Source organism: Methylobacterium haplocladii, assembly GCF_007992175.1.
Classification (GTDB): domain Bacteria; phylum Pseudomonadota; class Alphaproteobacteria; order Rhizobiales; family Beijerinckiaceae; genus Methylobacterium; species Methylobacterium haplocladii.
Genome location: NZ_BJZT01000006.1, coordinates 13,819 through 32,356, shown reverse-complemented (window position 1 = coordinate 32,356; position 18,538 = coordinate 13,819). Strand labels below are relative to the sequence as shown.

The 18,538-nt window shown below is 68.0% G+C and carries 18 protein-coding genes; 10 read left to right on the top strand and 8 right to left on the bottom strand.

Annotation, left to right across the window (positions count from 1 at the left end; genetic code table 11):
* The first annotated feature begins 232 nt into the window (after window positions 1-232).
* The 3 genes from hemE to MHA02_RS03660 all read left to right on the top strand — a co-directional run bounded on the left by hemE (window position 233) and on the right by MHA02_RS03660 (window position 2,250).
* Complete coding sequence (gene hemE / locus MHA02_RS03670; protein WP_147076636.1) at window positions 233-1,297, top strand: uroporphyrinogen decarboxylase; 1,065 nt, start codon at window positions 233-235, stop codon at window positions 1,295-1,297.
* Window positions 1,298-1,430: 133 nt separating this feature from the next.
* Window positions 1,431-1,868: a protoporphyrinogen oxidase HemJ gene (gene hemJ, locus MHA02_RS03665; RefSeq protein WP_147076634.1), complete on the top strand. Its 438-nt coding sequence runs from the start codon at window positions 1,431-1,433 to the stop codon at window positions 1,866-1,868.
* Window positions 1,869-1,929: 61 nt separating this feature from the next.
* Window positions 1,930-2,250: a lysozyme inhibitor LprI family protein gene (locus tag MHA02_RS03660; RefSeq protein ID WP_147076817.1), complete on the top strand. Its 321-nt coding sequence runs from the start codon at window positions 1,930-1,932 to the stop codon at window positions 2,248-2,250.
* Between the two features lie 108 nt (window positions 2,251-2,358).
* Here the strand turns inward: MHA02_RS03660 and MHA02_RS03655 are convergent, their stop codons facing one another.
* From MHA02_RS03655 to ileS, 5 genes are all read right to left on the bottom strand, one after another.
* A complete protein-coding gene (locus MHA02_RS03655; protein ID WP_147076632.1) occupies window positions 2,359-3,642 on the bottom strand; it encodes a M16 family metallopeptidase in 1,284 nt (427 codons plus the stop codon).
* Window positions 3,643-3,709: 67 nt separating this feature from the next.
* Window positions 3,710-5,104 (bottom strand): M16 family metallopeptidase, encoded by a 1,395-nt coding sequence (locus MHA02_RS03650; RefSeq protein ID WP_147076630.1) that lies wholly within the window; start codon window positions 5,102-5,104, stop codon window positions 3,710-3,712.
* A gap of 177 nt (window positions 5,105-5,281) precedes the next feature.
* The gene (locus MHA02_RS03645) at window positions 5,282-6,001 is read right to left on the bottom strand and encodes a hypothetical protein (RefSeq protein WP_238180206.1); all 720 of its coding nucleotides are present in this window, start codon (window positions 5,999-6,001) and stop codon (window positions 5,282-5,284) included.
* Window positions 6,002-6,112: 111 nt separating this feature from the next.
* Entirely contained in the window at window positions 6,113-6,628 is a 516-nt protein-coding gene (gene lspA, locus MHA02_RS03640) for a signal peptidase II (RefSeq protein ID WP_147076628.1), read from the bottom strand.
* A gap of 172 nt (window positions 6,629-6,800) precedes the next feature.
* Window positions 6,801-9,866 (bottom strand): isoleucine--tRNA ligase, encoded by a 3,066-nt coding sequence (gene ileS, locus MHA02_RS03630; protein WP_147076626.1) that lies wholly within the window; start codon window positions 9,864-9,866, stop codon window positions 6,801-6,803.
* Between the two features lie 463 nt (window positions 9,867-10,329).
* Between ileS and MHA02_RS03625 the strand changes: the two genes are divergently transcribed.
* Window positions 10,330-10,596, top strand: a complete 267-nt coding sequence (locus tag MHA02_RS03625; protein ID WP_147076624.1) for a hypothetical protein — start codon at window positions 10,330-10,332, stop codon at window positions 10,594-10,596.
* Between the two features lie 37 nt (window positions 10,597-10,633).
* Here MHA02_RS03625 and MHA02_RS03620 read toward each other — a convergent pair whose 3' ends face one another.
* Window positions 10,634-11,551, bottom strand: a complete 918-nt coding sequence (locus tag MHA02_RS03620) for a DMT family transporter (RefSeq protein WP_147076622.1) — start codon at window positions 11,549-11,551, stop codon at window positions 10,634-10,636.
* A 144-nt stretch (window positions 11,552-11,695) separates the two neighbouring features.
* Between MHA02_RS03620 and MHA02_RS03615 the strand changes: the two genes are divergently transcribed.
* Entirely contained in the window at window positions 11,696-11,878 is a 183-nt protein-coding gene (locus MHA02_RS03615; protein WP_147076620.1) for a hypothetical protein, read from the top strand.
* A gap of 129 nt (window positions 11,879-12,007) precedes the next feature.
* On the opposite strand, the gene MHA02_RS03610 is transcribed toward MHA02_RS03615, so the two are convergent.
* On the bottom strand, window positions 12,008-12,694 hold the full coding sequence (locus MHA02_RS03610; protein ID WP_174804644.1) for a MarR family winged helix-turn-helix transcriptional regulator: 687 nt from the start codon (window positions 12,692-12,694) through the stop codon (window positions 12,008-12,010).
* A 136-nt stretch (window positions 12,695-12,830) separates the two neighbouring features.
* Window positions 12,831-13,226 carry a response regulator gene (locus MHA02_RS03605; RefSeq protein WP_147076618.1) on the bottom strand — a complete coding sequence of 132 codons (396 nt, stop codon included), beginning with the start codon at window positions 13,224-13,226 and terminating at the stop codon, window positions 12,831-12,833.
* A 501-nt stretch (window positions 13,227-13,727) separates the two neighbouring features.
* Here MHA02_RS03605 and MHA02_RS03600 point away from each other — a divergent pair.
* From MHA02_RS03600 to MHA02_RS03580, 5 genes are all read left to right on the top strand, one after another.
* Complete coding sequence (locus tag MHA02_RS03600) at window positions 13,728-14,156, top strand: hypothetical protein (protein WP_170249000.1); 429 nt, start codon at window positions 13,728-13,730, stop codon at window positions 14,154-14,156.
* Window positions 14,137-15,402: a DNA-packaging protein gene (locus MHA02_RS03595; RefSeq protein ID WP_238180211.1), complete on the top strand. Its 1,266-nt coding sequence runs from the start codon at window positions 14,137-14,139 to the stop codon at window positions 15,400-15,402. The genes MHA02_RS03600 and MHA02_RS03595 overlap by 20 nt, the downstream gene beginning before the upstream one ends.
* 91 nt (window positions 15,403-15,493) lie before the next feature.
* Window positions 15,494-16,651 carry a phage portal protein gene (locus MHA02_RS03590; protein WP_147076614.1) on the top strand — a complete coding sequence of 386 codons (1,158 nt, stop codon included), beginning with the start codon at window positions 15,494-15,496 and terminating at the stop codon, window positions 16,649-16,651.
* A gap of 65 nt (window positions 16,652-16,716) precedes the next feature.
* Entirely contained in the window at window positions 16,717-17,262 is a 546-nt protein-coding gene (locus MHA02_RS03585; protein ID WP_147076613.1) for an HK97 family phage prohead protease, read from the top strand.
* A complete protein-coding gene (locus MHA02_RS03580) occupies window positions 17,259-18,530 on the top strand; it encodes a phage major capsid protein (protein ID WP_147076612.1) in 1,272 nt (423 codons plus the stop codon). The genes MHA02_RS03585 and MHA02_RS03580 overlap by 4 nt, the downstream gene beginning before the upstream one ends.
* The last annotated feature ends 8 nt before the right edge of the window (window positions 18,531-18,538 follow it).

The following is an 18,538-nucleotide window of genomic DNA, read 5'->3' as shown; positions in this document are numbered from 1 at the left end:
TTAAAGCCCCCTTAACGCCGTGACGCTGGGGAGAGCCTGTGGATGGCTTTGCGAGCCCATGACTCATGCCTCCAGGAGAAGAAACAGAGTCTAAGAGTCTCTCTTCTCTTCAGGAAAGGGCCTGTGGGGTGATTGCGACGTCGCGATCGGCCGAAGGACGCGCAAGGAGGGTTTTCGAAGAGACGCTTGGCTGTATGCTTGTGGGAACGAGACGACGGGGATCGGAAACGCGATGGGTGAGGTGAGGGCACAGGACCGCAAGGTCCTGCGGGTGCTGTCCGGTGAGGCGATCTCGCCGCCGCCGGCCTGGATGATGCGTCAGGCCGGGCGCTACCTGCCGGAGTACCGGGCGACGCGGGCGGAAGCCGGCTCCTTCCTCGACCTCTGCTACAACCCGGCCTTCGCCACCGAAGTGACCCTGCAGCCGATCCGCCGCTTCGGTTTCGAGGCGTCGATCCTGTTTTCCGACATCCTGGTGATCCCGCACGCGCTCGGCCAGGGCGTGCGCTTCGTCGAAGGCGAAGGCCCTCGCCTCGATGCGCTTGAGGGTCGGCCGGAATTCGACCGCCTGCGCGATGTCGGCGACGCCGCGATCTTTTCGCATCTGGCGCCCGTCCTCGAGGCGGTCACGAGCATCCGGGCGGCACTTCCCCAGGAGACCACGCTGCTCGGTTTCTGCGGAGCGCCCTGGACTGTGGCGAGCTACATGATCGGCGGGCGTGGTACGCCGGATCTCGCACCGGCACGGGCACTGGCCGCCAGCGATGTCGAGCTCGTCGAGGCGCTGATCGACCGGCTCGTGCGGGTCCAGACCGAATATCTCATCCGGCAGTTCCGCGCCGGCGCCGACGCCGTTCAGATCTTCGAATCCCATGCCGGCGTCCTGCCGGAGGGCGAGGATGCGCTATCGCGCTGGTCGCTGCAGCCCATCGCCAAAATGATCGCGGGCGTGCGGGCCGAGGTGCCGGACGCAAAGATCATCGTGTTCTGCCGCGGCTCCGGTCTCGACGGACATGCCCGCGTGGTGCCGGAGACGGGCGCTAGCGCCGTCGGCGTCGACTGGGGTGTCGATCTCAAGGCTCTGCGCGCGCGCGTCCCCACGACCACCGTCACGCAGGGCAACCTGCATCCGGAAACCCTGATCGCGGGTGGCGCTGCCCTCGATGCGGAGGTCGACGGGATCCTGGCAGCCACCAAGGGCCTGCCGCACATCTTCAACCTCGGCCACGGCATCACGCCGCAGACGCCGGTCGCCCATGTCGAGCGGATGCTCGCCCGGCTCAGAGAAGGCGCCTGATCCGAAAAGCGGGCCTCGACTGCGCGAAGTGAGCCGGGCTATTGGAACCGCTCCAGGCTGATGCCCCGGACGGACGGCATCTCGGCCGGCCTTCTCCGCAAAAAGCCCCTCTCAGCCGGAAGCCTTCGAGCCCGTGGACAACCTCTACCTCTGGATCAAGGCCGGCCACGTCGTCGCGCTGATCGCTTGGATGGCGGCGATGCTCTATCTGCCGCGGCTGTTCGTCTACCATGCCGGCCTGCCGTCGGGCTCCGAGCTGCAATCGGCGACCTTCAAGATCATGGAGCGGCGGCTGCTCAAGGCGATCATGACGCCGGCCATGATCCTGACCTGGATCTTCGGCATCACGCTGGCGATCAAGAGCGGCTACTACACCTCCTACTGGCTGCAGATGAAGTTCGTCCTGGTCTTCGCCATGACCGGCATCCACGGCTGGCTCTCGAAGATGGTCAAGGACTTCGCCGCCGACCGCAACAGGCGCAGCACCAAGTTCTACCGCATCATCAACGAAGTGCCGACGCTGTTGATGATCCTCATCGTCATCCTGGCGGTGGTGAAGCCGGGCGGCTGATTCTTTTTTGCTCTCGACGTCGAGGCCTGTCGTGACCCGTGTCTTCCGCCTGCCGATCGTGATGCTTGGGCTGATGGTCGGCACCGTCGGTGCCCAGGCCGCCAGCTTTCCCTGCGAGAAGGCCGCGACGCCCGATGAGAAGGCGATCTGCGCCTCGCTCGCCATCAACGACCTCGACGTCGAACTGGCCGTGCGCTTCGAGATCCTGAAGAGCGTCCTGGCGATGGGAAACCGCGCGCAGCTTCAGGACGACCAGGAATCTTGGCTGAAGGAGCGCGGCACCTGCGCGGCCGACACGGCCTGCCTGCGTCAGGTCTACGAGACGCGGCTCAAGGTGCTGCGCGGGGTGTTTGCGGAGTTCGCGAAGCAGGGGCCACAATAGGCCCGTTCCAGTGCTGCCAGGTCATGACGTCGTCATCCGGGTTCGCCTTCGGCACCCCGGGATGACAGCAGGTGTAGAACGAAGGCGCGACAATACGTTAAGTCGGGCTCAGAGCCCCACGGGCCGCCCAGCCGCCACCACCAGCATTTTCCCATCCGCGAAGGTGCGTCCCGTAGCCCGGCGGATGTCGTCCTGCGTCACGCTTGCGACCATGTCGTTGCGCCGGGCGATATAGTCCATGCCGAGGCCCTCGAAGGCGATCTGCACGAGCTGGTTGGCGATCTTGGTCGAAGTGTCGAAGCTCAGGGCATAGGAGCCGGTGAGGTAGTCCTTGGCCTTCTGCAACTCGTCGTCCGAGGGACCGTCCGCGATCAGGCGGGCGATCTCGTCGCCGATCACGTCGAGGGCCTCGACCACGCGCTCGTTCTTGGTGGCGGTATAGCCCCAGGTCATGGCAACGGCGCGATGCGAGGTCAGCGAGGTGCCGACCGAATAGGCGAGGCCGCGCTTCTCACGCACTTCCTGGAAGAGCCGCGAGGTGAAGGCGCCCCCGCCCAGGATGTGGTTCAGCACATAGGCCGGGATGAAGTCCGGGTCGCGCCACGCGACACCGCCGAGGCCGAAGCGGATCACCGATTGCGGCACGTCGAGATCGACGACGATGCGGCGGCCGAGATCGTGGATATGCGTGGCAGGGACCGGCGTGAGCGCGGCCTTCTCCGGCAGAGTGCCGAAGGCTTTTTCCAGCATCGCGGCGACCCCGTCGGCCTCGACCGCGCCGACGACGGCGACCTTCAGGCAGCCGCGGCCGATCAGGGTCTTGTGCATGGCGACGAGGTCGTCGCGGGTGATCGCCGCGAGGCTCTCCGTCGTGCCGGAGGACGGGCGGCTATAGGGATGGCCCGGAAACGCCTCCCGGAAATAGCGGCGCGAGGCCATCACGCCGGGATCGTTCTGCTGGTAGCGCAGGCTTGCGGTCATCTGCGAGCGCACGCGCTCGATGGCGATGGGGTCGAGGCGCGGCGCGTTGAGGGCCAGCGCCATCAGGCGGATGGCCTCGTCGGCATGCTTCACCAGCATCTTCAGCGAGCCGCCGACGGAATCGGGGCCGGCATGGAAGTGCAGCTCGATGGCGCGGGCGGCCAGCGCTTCCTGGAAGGCGTCGGAGCTCAGATCGCCGGCGCCCTCGTCGAGGAGCCGGGCCAGCATCTGGGCGGTGCCGGCCTTGCCCTCGGGGTCCTGTGCCGCGCCGCCCTCGAAGGTGAAGGCGATGGCGATCATCGGGACCACGGGCGAGGGAACGTGCCAGGCCTCGATGCCGCGGGCGGCCGCCACCGGCATCGCCTGGGTGGGCGACGACGCGGTGCGGGTGCCAGTCTCGGCGAGGTTCATCCAACGGGTCCTTCGGCGTCTCGGGCAGTGACGCGGCGGCTCGAGAGTCGCCGGCGTCGAAAAACAATCAGGCTGCGGCTGCGACCACGGGAGCGTCGAGCTCCTTCGCCTTCATCAGGTAGCCGGTTACGGAGCGGGCTGGGGTGAGGTAGCGCTCGGCCACCGCCGCCAACCGCTCCTTGCTCACCGCCTCGATATCGATCGGCCACCGGCGCACCTCGTCGACGGTCTCGCCGATGGCCAGCGCCGAACCGTAGATACGGGCGAGCGAGGACTGGCTGTCGGCGGAGTAGATCGTCTCGGCGACGAGCCGGGTCTTGGCGCGCTCGATCGCTTCCGGCGACAGGGCCTCGCCGGCACCGCGCAGGGCCTTGTCGACATGCTCTTCGAGCTGTTCGAGGCTGACGCCTTCGGCCGGCACCGCGTAGACCGAGAAGCGCGTATCGTCGATCGCCGAGCCCATGTACCAGGCTCCGGCATTCACGGCGACGCCGGTCTCCAGCACGAGCTTGCGGTAGAGATAGGAGGTGGCGCCGCCGCCGAGCACTTCGGCCAGCAGTTCGAGCGCGTGGCATTCGCCGTCGCGGGCCGTCATGCAGGACGGCGTCAGGTAGAGTCGCTGCAGGGTCGGCTGCTCGACCTTCGGATCGGCCACCGCGATGCGGCGGAGCGCCTTGGGCTCCGGCTCGCGCGCCCGCCGGCGCTGCGGCCGCGAGCCGTGCGGGGTGACCCGGCCGTAGGTGTCGTCGGCGAGCCGCCGGACCTCGTCGGGCGTCACGTCCCCGGCGACCACCAAGATGGCGTTCTCCGGCGTGTAGAAGCGCTTGTAGTAGTCGATGGCGTGGTGGCGGTTCAGCTCCTCGATCTCGTGCATCCAGCCGATGATGGGGATGCCGTAGGGATGGTGCACGAAGAGCGAGGCGGCCATGGCCTCGGAGAGCTGGGCGTTCGGGTCGGTCTCGACCCGCATGCGGCGCTCTTCCAGCACCACGTCGCGCTCGGGCGCCACGACGTCGTCGGTGAGCACGAGACCGCCCATGCGGTCGGCCTCGAACGCCATCATGGTGGAGAGGTGATCGCGGGCGACGCGCTGGAAATAGGCGGTGTAGTCGTAGCTGGTGAAGGCGTTCTCCTGGCCGCCGAGCGACGAGACCGCCTTCGAGAAGGCGCCGGCCGGCTGATGCTCGGTACCCTTGAACATCAGGTGCTCGAGGAAGTGGGCGATGCCCGACTGGCCGAGCGGATCGTCGGCCGAGCCGTTGCGGTACCAGATCATGTGCGTCGCCACCGGCGCGCGGTGATCGGGCACGACGACCACGTCGAGGCCGTTATCGAGCACGAAGGACGTCACCTCGGGGCCGCCGGCCTCCGAGCGTCCGAACGGCGCGGCCTCCACGCGGCCGGCATGCGCGAAACCGCGCTGCGGCCCGAGCAGGACATTGGCCTTCCGGTAGAGATGCATCCTGGCGTCCTTCGTGCGGCCGTTCTCGACGTATATCGCGGCCCGGACTGTCGCGAGGATCGATAGCCGGGGCAAGACCCGTACCGTAGTGTGTGACCTCTTGGCCACCCGACCCGTGCGGAATCGCGGCGTTCGGGTCGTCGTGTCGCTGCCCCGGACCGGCCGGCGCGAAGAGGCTCAGCGCGCGCTCTGAGCCCGGGTAAAGGCCCGCGGATCGGCTTCCTCGTTGCCGCTGATCGAGTTGCCGACGGGCCCCCCCTGTGCCTTCGCGGCCTTGATCGGAGGCTTGCGGTAGCCGTTCGGCGGGTCGGTGAGCCCGTCGCGGTCGGGCTCGATCGCGGAGGGTTCGTCGTCGTCCTTGCGGCCGGAGAACAGCTTGAGCGGGTTCATCCAGGTGGATTCGCGGGCTTCGCCGGGACTGGGCGCGGGTTCGCTCGACAGACCGGCGCCGGCCTTGCGCCCGTTCTGCATCTCGAAGGCCGACAGGGTCTCGTTGTTGTCGTTCATCCGGCCCTGCGCGCCGCGGACGATGGGCTTCTTGGCATCGATGGCCGCGCGCTCGCGCCGGCTGATCTCGGGATCCTTCGGCCATTGCGGATCGTCCTGCCGCGTCTGCGGCAGGGGCAGCGGCATCGTGGCGTAATCGACCGGCGGGGCCTCGGCGCCCTTGCCCTTCGCCGGCTTCTTCACCGCGGCCTTCTTGCCGAGAGCCGGCGGCATCACCAGCGGTGCGCGCTCGCGATAGGTGATCGGAGGGCGCTCGGGTTCGATCAGGCCGATGCTGCTCATGGCGTCGCGCATGAACTCGCCTTCGGCTGCGCGCGCTGGAGCAACGGCGAAGAGGCCGAGCGCAAAAGTGCCCGTGACGACCGAAAGAATCCCGCGCTGCGCGATCATGCTGCCCTCAGGTTGCGGCCGCTCAGAATCGTTTTGAATGCACGGTCGCCGACGATTCCGGCGTGAGCCGGTTTTCGGGCGAAGGTAAGGCGGTTTCTTGCGCCGAAAGGCTCAGGACCGGGGATTGGAAGCGCCCGGCAGATCGTGTTGCCGATCGGCCTTCCGCTCCGGCATCAGGCTGTCGAGAATCAGCCCGACCACACCCGCCACGATCGCGGCATCGGCGATGTTGAAGACGTACCACGACCAGTCGCCGGCATGCAGGTGGATGAAGTCGAACACGGCGCCGAACACCGCTCGGTCGATGGCGTTGCCGATCGCGCCCCCGACGATCAGCCCGAGGGCGACGGCCAGCAACCGCGTGCCGGATCGGCTCATCCAGAACCCGAGCACCAGCGCCGCGACGATGGAGAGGCCGACAAGCAGCCAGCGGCCGAGATCGCCCTCCTGCTGGAACATCCCGTAGGACACGCCGCGATTCCACACGACCACGAAGTCAGTGAACGGCGCGACGGCCCAGGGCTGCGTCAGCACGAGGTCGGTGCGGAGATACAGCCAGAGTTTCGAGGCTTGGTCGATGGCGAGCGTCAGGAAGGCTGCGAGCAGGCCGAGGCGGAAGGGGGTCACAGCCGATTCTCCACGCACGGACCCCTCTCCCCTCTGCGGGAGAGGGTGGCCCGCGAAGCGGGCCGGGAGAGGGGAGCGACAGTTCCGGAGAGGGCGCTCCCCTCTCCCGACCCTCGCTGACGCGAGGGCCACCCTCTCCCGCAGAGGGGAGAGGGGTTGGTGCTGGCGTCTCTCATGCCGCCACACCCGGATGGACCGCATCCCATTCGCGCAGCGCCTGCGCATCGCGCGGGGTCACGTCGGGATAGGCGGGATCCGAGCCGACCTCCGGCGAGACCCGCCAGGAGCGAGCACATTTCCGGCCCTCGGCAAGGGCGGGCACCACGGCGACGCCCTTGACCTCGTCGAGGCGGAAGGCATCGGAGGGACCCTCGCCGGCCTCGATCGAGACGCCCGAGGTGATGCAGACCTCGGAAAAATCGAGGCCGGCGAGGGCGGCGAGCAGGTCGGGATCGGCGACGAAGACCGTCGGCGCGGCTTCCAGGCTCGCGCCGATACGCTTGCCGGCGCGTTCGATCTCGAGCGCCCCGGTCACGACACGGCGCACCTTTCGGATTTTCTGCCAGCGCGCGGCGAGGGCCTCGTCGCGCCATGCCGCGGGCGTCTCCGGCAGGGTCTGGAGATGCACCGAACCGTCCTCCGACGGGAAGCGATCGAGCCAGGCCTCCTCGGCCGTGAAGGCTAGCACCGGCGCCAGCCAGATCACGACACGGCGAAACGCCTCGTCGATCACCTGCAACGCGGCGCGGCGCACCTGCGAAGAGATCGGGTCGCAGTAGAGCGCGTCCTTGCGCACGTCGAAATAGAAGGCGGAGAGATCGCCGGTCAGGAAGCCGTTGAGCAGGGCCACGATCCGCTTGGTGTCGAAGGCCGCATAAGCCTCGCGGATCTCGCCATCGAGCTGCGCCAACCGGTGCAGGATGAACCGCTCCAGCTCCGGCATTCTTTCGTATTCCACGTCGTCGCCCGGCACGCGGTGGGCGAGGGAGCCGAGCATCCAGCGGAGCGAGTTGCGCAGCTTTCGGTAGGTCTCGGCGAACGTCTTCACGATTTCCGGACCGATGCGGAGGTCGTCCGAATAGTCGGAAGCCGAGACCCAGAGCCGAAGGATGTCCGCGCCAGATTCCTTGATGACGGTCTGCGGCGCGACGACGTTGCCCTTCGACTTCGACATCTTCTCCCCCTTGGGGTCGAGGACGAAGCCGTGGGTGAGCACCACGTCGTAGGGCGCATGGCCCCGCGTGCCGCAGGACTCGAGCAGCGAGGACTGGAACCAGCCGCGATGCTGGTCCGAGCCTTCGAGATACATCACCCGGTCCTGCCCGCCGTCGCGCACGCGCTTCACGCCGGACAAGCCCGGAAAGGCCTCGGCGTCATCGAGCACAAAGGCGTGGGTCGAGCCGGAATCGAACCAGACGTCGAGGACGTCGGTCACCTTCTCGTAGTCGGCCGGGTCATAGTCGGGCGCGAGGAAGCGTGCGCCGTCGGCGTCCGAGAACCAGGCGTCGGCACCTTCCGCGGCAAAAGCCTCGGCTATGCGGGCGTTCACCGCCTCATCGCGAAGAACCTCGCTGGTGCCCGTCTTCACGAACACCGTGATCGGCACGCCCCAGGCGCGCTGGCGTGAGACGACCCAATCCGGCTTGTTGCCGACCATGCCGTTGATGCGGTTTTTGCCCTGCGGCGGCACCCATTGCGTCGCTTCGATCGCTTCGAAGGCGACTTCGCGCAGGGTGCGGTTGCCGAGGGCATCGACGGGCTTGTCCATCGCGATGAACCATTGCGGCGTATTGCGAAAGATCACCGGTTTCTTCGAGCGCCAGGAATGCGGATACTGGTGGCGCAGCACGCCGCGGGCGATGAGGACCCCGGCCTCGGCGAGCGCCGCGATGACCGCCTTGTTAGCGTCGCCCTTCTCGCCCTTGTCGTTCAGCACACGCTTGCCGGTGAAGCCGGGCGCCTCCTCCGTGAGGGCGCCGTCGGCGTCGACCGTGTAAGGGATGCGGGTCTCGATGCCGCGCTGCGTGAGCTGACGGCCATTGGCCATCCAGACTTCAAAGTCCTCGCGACCATGGCTCGGCGCTGTGTGCACGAATCCGGTGCCGGCTTCGTCGGTGACGTGGTCGCCGTCGAGGAGCGGGATTCGAAATTCATATCTGCTGTCGATTGCTGCAAGCGGATGAGCGCATTCACCAACGGCGAGAGCCTTAGTATCTACATCCGCCACACGCTCGTATGTTTCAACGCGAGCAGCTTTGAAAACAGCCTCAGCAAGATTGTCGGCGATTATGTACTGCGCGCCTGTTTTTGCCCAATTTTCAATCGATGCATTCGTGATGCGATATAGGCCGTAAGATATTTTACGCGAAAAGGCGATTGCTCGATTTCCAGGAATCGTCCAAGGAGTAGTTGTCCAAATAACAATGTATGTCGGCAAGAGCTTGTCCTGGACCGGCTCCAACTTTCCATAATTGTTCCATTCAGTTTGTCCAGGAACTAACGTTGAACCGTTTCGAGCCACCATTTTACATGGGAACGCGACGAAAATCGTGTCGCTGACATGCTCCTCGTATTCAATCTCGGCCTCGGCCAACGCGGTCTTCTCGACCACCGACCACATCACCGGCTTCGAGCCGCGATAGAGCTGGCCGGTGACCGCGAACGTCATCAGCTCGGAGGCGATCCGGGCCTCGGCCGGGTAGGCCATGGTCGAATAGGGGTGCGCCCAGTCACCGGTCACGCCGAGCCGCTGGAATTCCTTGCGCTGCTCGCCAAGCCAGTGGGCCGCGAAGGTCCGGCACTCCTGGCGGAATTCGAGGACCGGGACCTCGTCCTTGTTCCGGCCCTTGGCGCGATAGGATTCCTCGATCTTCCACTCGATCGGCAGGCCGTGGCAGTCCCAGCCGGGGACGTAATTGGCGTCGAACCCGAGGGCGCCCTGGGAGCGCACGATCACGTCCTTGAGGATCTTGTTGAGCGCGTGCCCGATATGGATGGCCCCGTTGGCGTAGGGGGGGCCGTCATGGAGCACGAATTTCGGCCGTCCGGCCGATTCCGCGCGGATTTGGCCGTAGAGGTCGTTCCGCTCCCAGCGCTGCAGCAACAGGGGCTCGCGCGTCGGCAGGCCGGCGCGCATGGGGAACTCGGTCTTCGGCAGAAACAGCGTCTTCGCATAGTCGCGCGGCGCCGGAGATGCGTCGGCATCCGGCAGCGCGGCGTCGGGAGCGGATTCGGTCATCGGAGAGGTCTTGCTCGTCTTGGTCGGCGCTTCGACAGGAGGCGGGCCGTCGGGACGCTCGTGCGCACCTGCTGGCCGATCCGGCATCTCACGCCCGGCCGCGCGTCATGTGCGGTGCTCAGGCGGAGGCCGGGCCGGTAATTCGAAGACGCGGCGGCGCGTCGGCAGGATCGCATGCGTCGAGCATGGTGCGCTTCTAGAACATCATGCTGGAAAGTGGAATTCGGTTTCCGGAGAACGGCATGCCGTCGCGGCGACCCGTCCCCCGCACCGTCGGATCGCAGGAACGAACGGCGCGTCGCCGGTTCACCATGCGATCACGATTGGTGCGGAATCGCGGGGACCTTTTTCGAACTTGGCCGTTGAGCACCCACGACTTCGGGATCCGTGCCCATCAAATTCGACGATTTCTGCGCCGATCCGAGAAGCGGAGCACCCAATCGCAACACGAAGAGAGTCCCGCATGAAACATCTGCTCATCGCCGCCACGGTGGCCCTGTCCGCCCTGACCCTGTCGAGCGCAGCCGACGCCCAGGGCGTTCCCGGCGGCATGCGTCGCGGCGCCGACGAGGGTAACCGCGTCGCCGGTCCGGTCGGTGGAATCGTGGGTGGCGCGGTCGGCGGAGCCGTCGGTGGCGTCAACGGCGTTCTCGGCATCGATCCGGGCCGCCGCGCCTACCGCACCCGGATGCGCTCGCATCGCGGCCATTATCACCGCCGTCATCGCTGAGTGGTCGGGAGCGGCCGGGCGCGCCGTCCGGCCGCTTTCAGACCGTGCGACGCCGGTGCGCGGCATCCTGTGCGAGGAGCGCGAGGCCCGATCCGACGATGATCGCCGATCCGAGCAGCGTCCAGCCGCTCGGCACGTCGCCGAAGACCAGGAAGCCGAGCAGGACCGACCACAGGATCTGCGTATAGATGAACGGCGCCAGCACGTTGGCCGGCACACGGGCATGCGCCAGCACCAGCAGCCAGTGTCCTGCGGTGCCGAACAGGCCGACGCCGACCAGCATCGTCCAGGCGAGGGGTGAAGCCGGCGCCGTCCAGATCCAGGGCAGCAGCGGGCTCATCAGCAGAAGTCCGGCGAGCCCGGAATAGAAGATCGTGGTCGCGCTGGAATCGTAGGCGGCGAGCTTGCGGGTCGCGACGATGTAGAGCGCGTAGCAGCTCATGTTGCCGAAGCAGAAGAGCAGCGCCGGCTGCATCGTGCCGAGCCCCGGCCGCACGATGACGATGACCCCGAGGAAGCCGACGGCGATGGCGACGAGCCGCCGGCGGGACGACCATTCCCCAAGGAGCGGACCGGCGAGCAGAGCCACGGCAAGGGGCGCCGCGAACTGGATCGACACCGTCTCGGCGAGTTGAAGCGAGCGCAGAGCCAGAAAATTGCAGGCCGTCGAACCGAACAGCAGCAGCGAGCGCGCCACCTGCAGGGGCAGGCGGCGGGTGCGGGCGACGCCGGGCCGGGTCACCGGATTGAGCATTGCGGTGACGAGCGCGACGTTCACCGCATAGCGCATGAAGGTCGTCAGCAGCGGATCGACGCCCTCGCGGGCCAGGATCTTTCCCGACGCGTCGAGGCCGGCGAAGAAGATCGGGGCCAGGCACATCAGTCCGATGCCGACGAGCCGGTCCCGCCGAGCGCGGGTGTCCGGGGTCGGGACGCTTGGAGCAGGCAGGGTCATCGACCCGGTATCTGGCGGAATCGGCTGCCGGACGCCACGCCAAACGTCGAAAGTCTCGTCCGACACCGCAGCTTGGCCGTCGGGAGGCTCGTCCCGGACAGGAACCGACCCTATCTAAGCTTGAGACACAATACAGGAGCTGGAATGTCCCGCGACCAGAGCCACAATATCGACCGCGCCGAGACCAAAGCAGCCAAGGCGGCTGAGCAGCAGGCGAAAGCGGCCGTGATCTGGGGCGAGATCGAAGCCGACCGGCGGGCGGTGGACGATCGCACCGAGCGTCTGCGGGCGCTTCGCCTCGCGCGTGCGTCGGACGGACGCGACTGATCGTTTCATGAGGCGCCGTCGCCGCGACAGGCGGCGGCATCGGGGATGAGGCCCGCTGGCGCGGGCATCTCGGCATGAGGATCGTTCGTGTCGCCAGAGGTGTCGCGGCAAGACAGGCTTTGACGAAGACTATACCGGACGCGCCACCGCGTCCGAAGCGACGGGACCGATCAGCGTCTCGGTCTCATCGTCTGGATCCGGGTCGCCGTCGGTTTCCGGATCGGCCTCGTGGCCGGTAACGCCCGCCGCCTCGGCGAGGTTGCCGGCGGCCTTGCGCAGGAGCTTGCGCAGGCGGCGCTTCTCCTTGCCCTCGAAATCGTCGAGCAACTCGGCTTCAACCTCGTCCCAGATCCGCTCGATCGCCGCCGCCTTGGCGAGGCCGGTCTCTGTGAGACGCACGCGCACGATGCGGCCATCGCCCGCTTCCGCCCGGCGCTCGACGAAGCCCAAAGCAGCCAGCCGCGAGATCGTCTTCGATGCGGTGGGTGGGCGCACGCGCAAGGTCGCGGCGAGATCGCCCATGGTCATCGACCCGGCCACGGCCAGGGCCTGAACCACCTGCTCCTGCCCGGCGAAGAGGTCGAGGGCGGCCAACCGGTCGCCGACGCGGGCGCGGTGAAGGCGGGCCGCCTGAACGAGGGCCCAACCGACGCTCTTCGAGGCGGGGGCCCGCATCGGCTTGGCCTGCTTGCCGTCCTTGCCGGTGCCGCCCTTGCTCACGCCGCGCTTGTCCTTTTCGAGAGACTCACCGCCGCGCGTCTCGCCGGACGGACCGGTCACAGACGCGTCCGCCGGCTCAACCTGCCTCGCCGACATGACAGATGCTCCCCCCGACAGACATGCGAGCGGTCACGCCTGCCGACGCTGCTCGATTCGAGGGCTTCTGCCAGTCCAACCGTGACGGTGCGATGACGTAACGGTTATCCGGCTCTTCGTTCCTTTGAGACACGGTCTAGCATGTCGGCATCAGCCCCTTGAGCCGGGCCAAGATGTCCTCGCCGGCACAGGGGCGGGCGATGAACTGCGCACCCTCCGGCATCCGGTCCGGATCGGGCGCGGCGCGGCCCGAGACGATCAGGATCGGCAGTTCGGGACGTGCCTGCGAGGCCGAGTTGGCGAGATCGAAACCGTTGGCCTTGCCCGACAATTCCACGTCGGTGACGAGCCCGCAGATGTCGGGGCGCGCTTGAAGGATGCTCAGCGCTCGCTCGGCCGAGGCGCATTGCAGGGTGTCGTAGCCGCCGTCTTCGAGGACATCGCCCAGATCCATGATCGTCAGCGCCTCGTCCTCCACCAGGAGGATCACGGGGCGATCGTCGTCTCCCGGATTCGTCGTCTCGCTCGCCACGGTTCACTCCTGAGCTTGTTCGAGACCCTTGGGACGGCTTCGCGCCGCTCTGTCGCTGTTCGGTCGTGAGGCTAGTTCTGGAATCGTGAACAGCCAACGGGGAACTGAGGCCGTGGTTGCAGTGCCGCATCAGTTCCTGTGCTCGCATGCGCATCGGTGTCGACTTCCATCGCGTGATCGGCCTGTCCTAGGAAATTAAGGATTGACACCGGCACGCTCCTCCGGTACAAAACATGAACGTTCCAGAGGTGTGACGAGACGGCGGAGGCGGGAATGGCTTTTTCCAGCCCTTATCCGCCGGAGACCCGCACGGCCGTCGAAGGAATGCTGCGCGACACCGGGTTGAGCCTTCGCCTGATCGCAGCGCGCAACGGCATCCCATACGGGACGGTATGGGACTGGAACCGGAAGGCTTGCATCCGGCCCAGTTCGCGGGGCGCCAAGCAGATCGCAGAACGACACCCCGCGGCCGTCCGAGAGAAACCTGCGATACCAGAGGGCGTGAAGCGACGACCGGCCAAGGCAAGTCGGCCGTCGCGTGGCGTCTCGCGGCTGATGTCGGCCTACGGATTCGCGGCGGTCAAGGATGGCAGCGGCCTCGGACCAAGCGGCGACGTGCCGGATCTCGCCACGCTCGACGCCGCGCTCCGCGTCCACATCGCCCGCCAGATCGCCGTCTTCGACGACAGGCTGCGTGCCGCCGACACCACGGCCGATATCGATACCGCAAAGATCCTGCGCGATCTCGGCGGCCTCAAGCGTCTCCTCGACGATCTCGCGCCCGCCGCACGCCAACCGGATACCGACGGAGATGCGGATGGCGGCTCCCCACAGGATCTCGCCGCCCTCCGCGCTCGCCTTGCGCGACGGATTGAGGCGTTTGTCGTCGAGCAGCCGGACACGCCCGCTGCTGGAAACCCTGGATCCTGACCTCCTGCGCCTGCTGGAGCACGACTGGCTGACGCTCGCTCGCGACGACCAGTTGCCGCCGCCGGGCGACTGGACGACCTGGGCCTTCGTCGGCGGGCGCGGTGCGGGCAAGACCCGCGCCGGTGCGGAATGGGTGCGGGCGCTGGCCCACGGCGACCTCGCCCTCGCTCATGGACCGGTCGGGCGCATCGCGCTGATTGGCGAGACCTATGCGGATGTCCGCGACGTGATGATCGAAGGGCCGTCCGGCCTCCTCGCATTGCCGATTCTCGGTGGTGCGCGCCCGCTCTGGCAGCCCTCGCGGCGGCGGCTCGAATTCGCCAACGGCGCGGTGGCGCTGGCCTTCTCGGCCGAGGAGCCGGATTCCCTGCGCGGGCCCCAGTTCGGAGCGGCGTGGTCCGACGAGGTGGCGAAGTGGCGCCATGCCGATGCGGCCTTCGACATGATCCAGTTCGGCCTTCGCCTCGGCACCCGCCCCCGTGGCCTCGTCACCACGACGCCGCGGCCGATCCCGCTGCTGCGCCGGCTGTTCTCGGATCCGCGGACCGTCGTGACGCGGGCGCGCACCGCGGACAACGCGCCAAATCTGGCGCCGGATTTTCTCGACACCGTCGTCGGGCGCTACGCCGGCACCCGGCTTGGCCGGCAGGAACTCGACGGTGAGCTGATCGAGGATCGGCCCGACGCCCTCTGGACCCGCGACGTCATCGAAGCGGCCCGCGTCACGGCGGCACCGATCCTGATGCGCGTGGTGGTGGCGGTCGACCCGCCGGTTTCCTCCCGCGCCGGCGCCGATGCCTGCGGGATCGTCGCTGCCGGGATCGGTAGCGACGGGGCCGCCTACGTCGTCGCCGACGCGACGGTGGAACAGGCGCCCCCGGAGCGCTGGGCCCGCATCGCGCTCACGCTCTACCACCAGCTCCGCGCCGACGCCCTCGTCGTCGAGGTGAACCAGGGTGGCGAGATGGTCTCGACGGTTCTCGCCGAGATGGATTCGTCGGTGCCCGTGACGTCCGTCAGGGCCACGCGCGGAAAATATCTCAGGGCCGAGCCGGTCTCGCTGCTCTACGCGCAGGGCCGTGTCCACCATGTCGGCGCCCTGCCGGCGCTGGAAGACGAACTCTGCGATTTCGGCCCCGGGGGGCTCTCGACGGGAGCCTCGCCGGACCGCCTCGATGCCCTCGTCTGGGCCCTGACGCACCTGCTGCTGACGCCCCGGGCGGAGCCGCGGGTGCGGGTGCTGTGACGCAGGCCTTCCCCCGCCTCGCCGCGCCGCCGACGAGCTCGTCGCGGCCCTCTCCCCGCAAGCGGGGAGGAGGGAACCTATCGGAGCCCCCATGCCCAACCTCATCACCCGCCTCGCCCGCGCCGCCGGCTATGCCCCGGCGACGAAGGCCGCGCCCACAACGGTGACCTTTTACGGCGAGGGCCGGCCGGTCTGGTCGGCGCGGGAACCCGTGGCCTTCGCCCGCGAGGGCTATGCCCGCAACGCCGTCGCCCACCGCAGCGTGCGCCTCGTCGCCGAGGCGGCGGCCGCGCTGCCGTTGACGCTGGCCGGGGCCGACGACGACCATCCGCTGATCGCTTTGCTCACCCGGCCGAACCTGCGCGAGGGCGGCACGCGGTTTCTCGAAGGGGTCTACGGGCACCTGATGGTCTCGGGGAATGCCTACGTCGAAGCGGTCAGCCTCGACGGCATGCCTCGCGAGCTGTTCTGCCTGCGTCCCGACCGGATGCGGGCCGTGGCCGGCCCGGATGGCTGGGTCGGCGCCTACGACTACACCGCCGGCGGCCGTACGATCCGCTACGAGCAGACGGGGACGGTGCCCCCGATCCTGCACCTCGCCCAGTTCAATCCGGTCGACGACCATTACGGCCTCTCGCCGATGGAGGCGGCTGCCATCTCCCTCGACATCCACAACGCCGCCGGCGCCTGGCACAAGGCGCTGCTCGACAACGCCGCCCGCCCCTCCGGCGCGCTGGTTTTCGCGCCATCGACGGGCGCCGCCTTGAGCGACGCGCAGTTTGCCCGCCTCAAGAGCGAACTGGAGACGAACTACCAAGGCGCGGGCAATGCCGGCCGGCCGCTCGTGCTCGACGGCGGCCTCGACTGGCGGCCCCTCGCGCTTTCGCCGAAGGAAATGGATTTCGTGGAGGCCAAGGCGTCCGCCGCCCGCGAGATCGCCCTGGCCTTCGGGGTGCCCCCGCTGCTGCTGGGGCTGCCGGGCGACAACACCCACGCCAACTACGCCGAGGCCAACCGCGCCTTCTACCGCCAGACCATCGTGCCGCTGGTGCGCCGCACCGCCGACTCCCTCGCCGCCTGGCTGGAACCAGTCTTCGGCCCGGCCCGGCTGGAGCCGGATCTCGACGCCATCGAAGCGCTGGCCCTGGAGCGCGAGTCGCTGTGGCGCCGGGTCCAGGCTGCGGAGTTTCTGGCGGTGTCCGAGAAGCGCGAGGCGGTCGGTTATCCGGCGGAGGTGCCGGGGGCCTGAGGCTGCGCGAGGGCGCATCGCGGATGCGGGGCGGAGCCCGCAATTCCTTCATCAGAGGTGTCCGAATGGATGGCCATTTTGCCGGCTACGCCAGCGTCTTCGGCGTGCCCGATCTCGGGCGCGACACGGTTCTGCCGGGTGCCTTCGCGGCCAGCCTCGCCCGTCGCGGCGCAGGGGGCGTGCGGATGCTGTGGCAGCACGATCCGGCCGAGCCGATCGGGCGCTGGCACGCGCTTGCCGAGGATTCTCGTGGCTTGCGTGTCGAGGGGCGGCTGAACCTCGCGGTGCAACGGGCCCGCGAGGTCGAGGCGCTGATGCGCGAGGGAGGGCTCGACGGACTCTCCATCGGGTTTCGCGTGGTCAAGGCCGTGCCGGCACGCGGTGGCCGCCGGCTCGTCGCCGTCGACCTCTGGGAGGTCTCGCTGGTGACCTTTCCGCTGCAGCCCGGCGCGCGGGTGCTGGCCCGGGCATCGGCGAGCCTCGCCGCGAACCTCCACGCCCAGGCGCGGCGGATGCGGTGCCCCGCGATGCGATCCCCTTTCCCCGCAAGCAGGGCGAGGGGATGCGCGCCTTCGTCGATCTTTTCCTTCAACACCCGAGGACAGCCATGACCGCACACACCGCCATCGAGACCAAATCCGCCTTCCCCGTCACCGAGAACAAGGCCGCCAGCGGCGCGGTCGATGCGGCACTCGACGATTTTTCGCGGGCCTTCGAGGCCTTCAAGGAGACCAACGACACACGGCTCGGGCAGATCGAGAGCCGGCTCACCACAGACGTGGTGACGGAGGAGAAGCTGGCGCGCATCGACGCGGCGCTCGATCAGGCGCGCACCCGGCTAGACCGGATCAGCCTCGACCGTGCCCGTCCGCCGATGGCCGGCTTCGAGAGCGGTCCGCGTGATGGTGTCGGCGCCGAGCACAAGGCGGCGTTCAATCTCTACGTTCGCGCCGGCGAGAGCGCCGGCCTGAAACGGCTGGAGGAAAAGGCGCTGTCGGCCGGATCCGGGCCGGATGGTGGCTATCTCGTACCGACGAACATCGAGCGGGAGGTGCTGCGCCGCCTCGCCCAGATCTCGCCGATCCGCGCGCTGGCGACCGTCCAGGCGATCTCCGGGGGGCTGTACAAGCGGGCGTTCTCGCCTACGGGGCCCGCCTCGGGCTGGGTCGCCGAGACCGCGGCGCGGCCGCAGACCGATGCGCCGGCACTGCTCGAACTGAGCTTTCCGGCGATGGAGCTCTACGCCATGCCGGCGGCGACGCAGACGCTGCTCGACGATGCGGTGGTCGACATCGACGCCTGGCTTTCGGCGGAGGTCGAGGACGTCTTTGCCGAGCAGGAGAGCGTCGCCTTCGTCACCGGCAACGGTATCGGCCGGCCCAAGGGGTTTCTGGCCTACGACACGGTGGCCAACTCGGCCTGGGCGCCCGGCAAGATCGGGATCGTGGCCACCGGCACGGCCTCGGCCTTTCCGGTCAGCAACCCGGCCGACATTCTGTTCGACCTGATCTACGGGCTGCGTGCCGGCTATCGCCAGAATGCGACCTTCGTCATGAACCGGCGCGTGCAGAGCACGATCCGCAAGTTCAAGGACGCCGACGGCAATTACCTCTGGCAGCCGCCCGCCAGCGCCGGTGGCGCCGCAACGTTGATGGGATTTCCGGTCGCCGAGGCGGAGGCGATGCCCGATATCGGCTCGGGCAGCCTCTCCATCGCCTTCGGCGACTTCAAGCGCGGCTATCTCGTGGTCGACCGCATGGGGCTGCGCACGCTGCGCGACCCCTATTCCGCCAAACCCTACGTGCTGTTCTACACCACCAAGCGCGTCGGCGGCGGCGTGCAGGACTTCGACGCGATCAAGCTGTTGAAGTTCGCCTGACCCAAGAC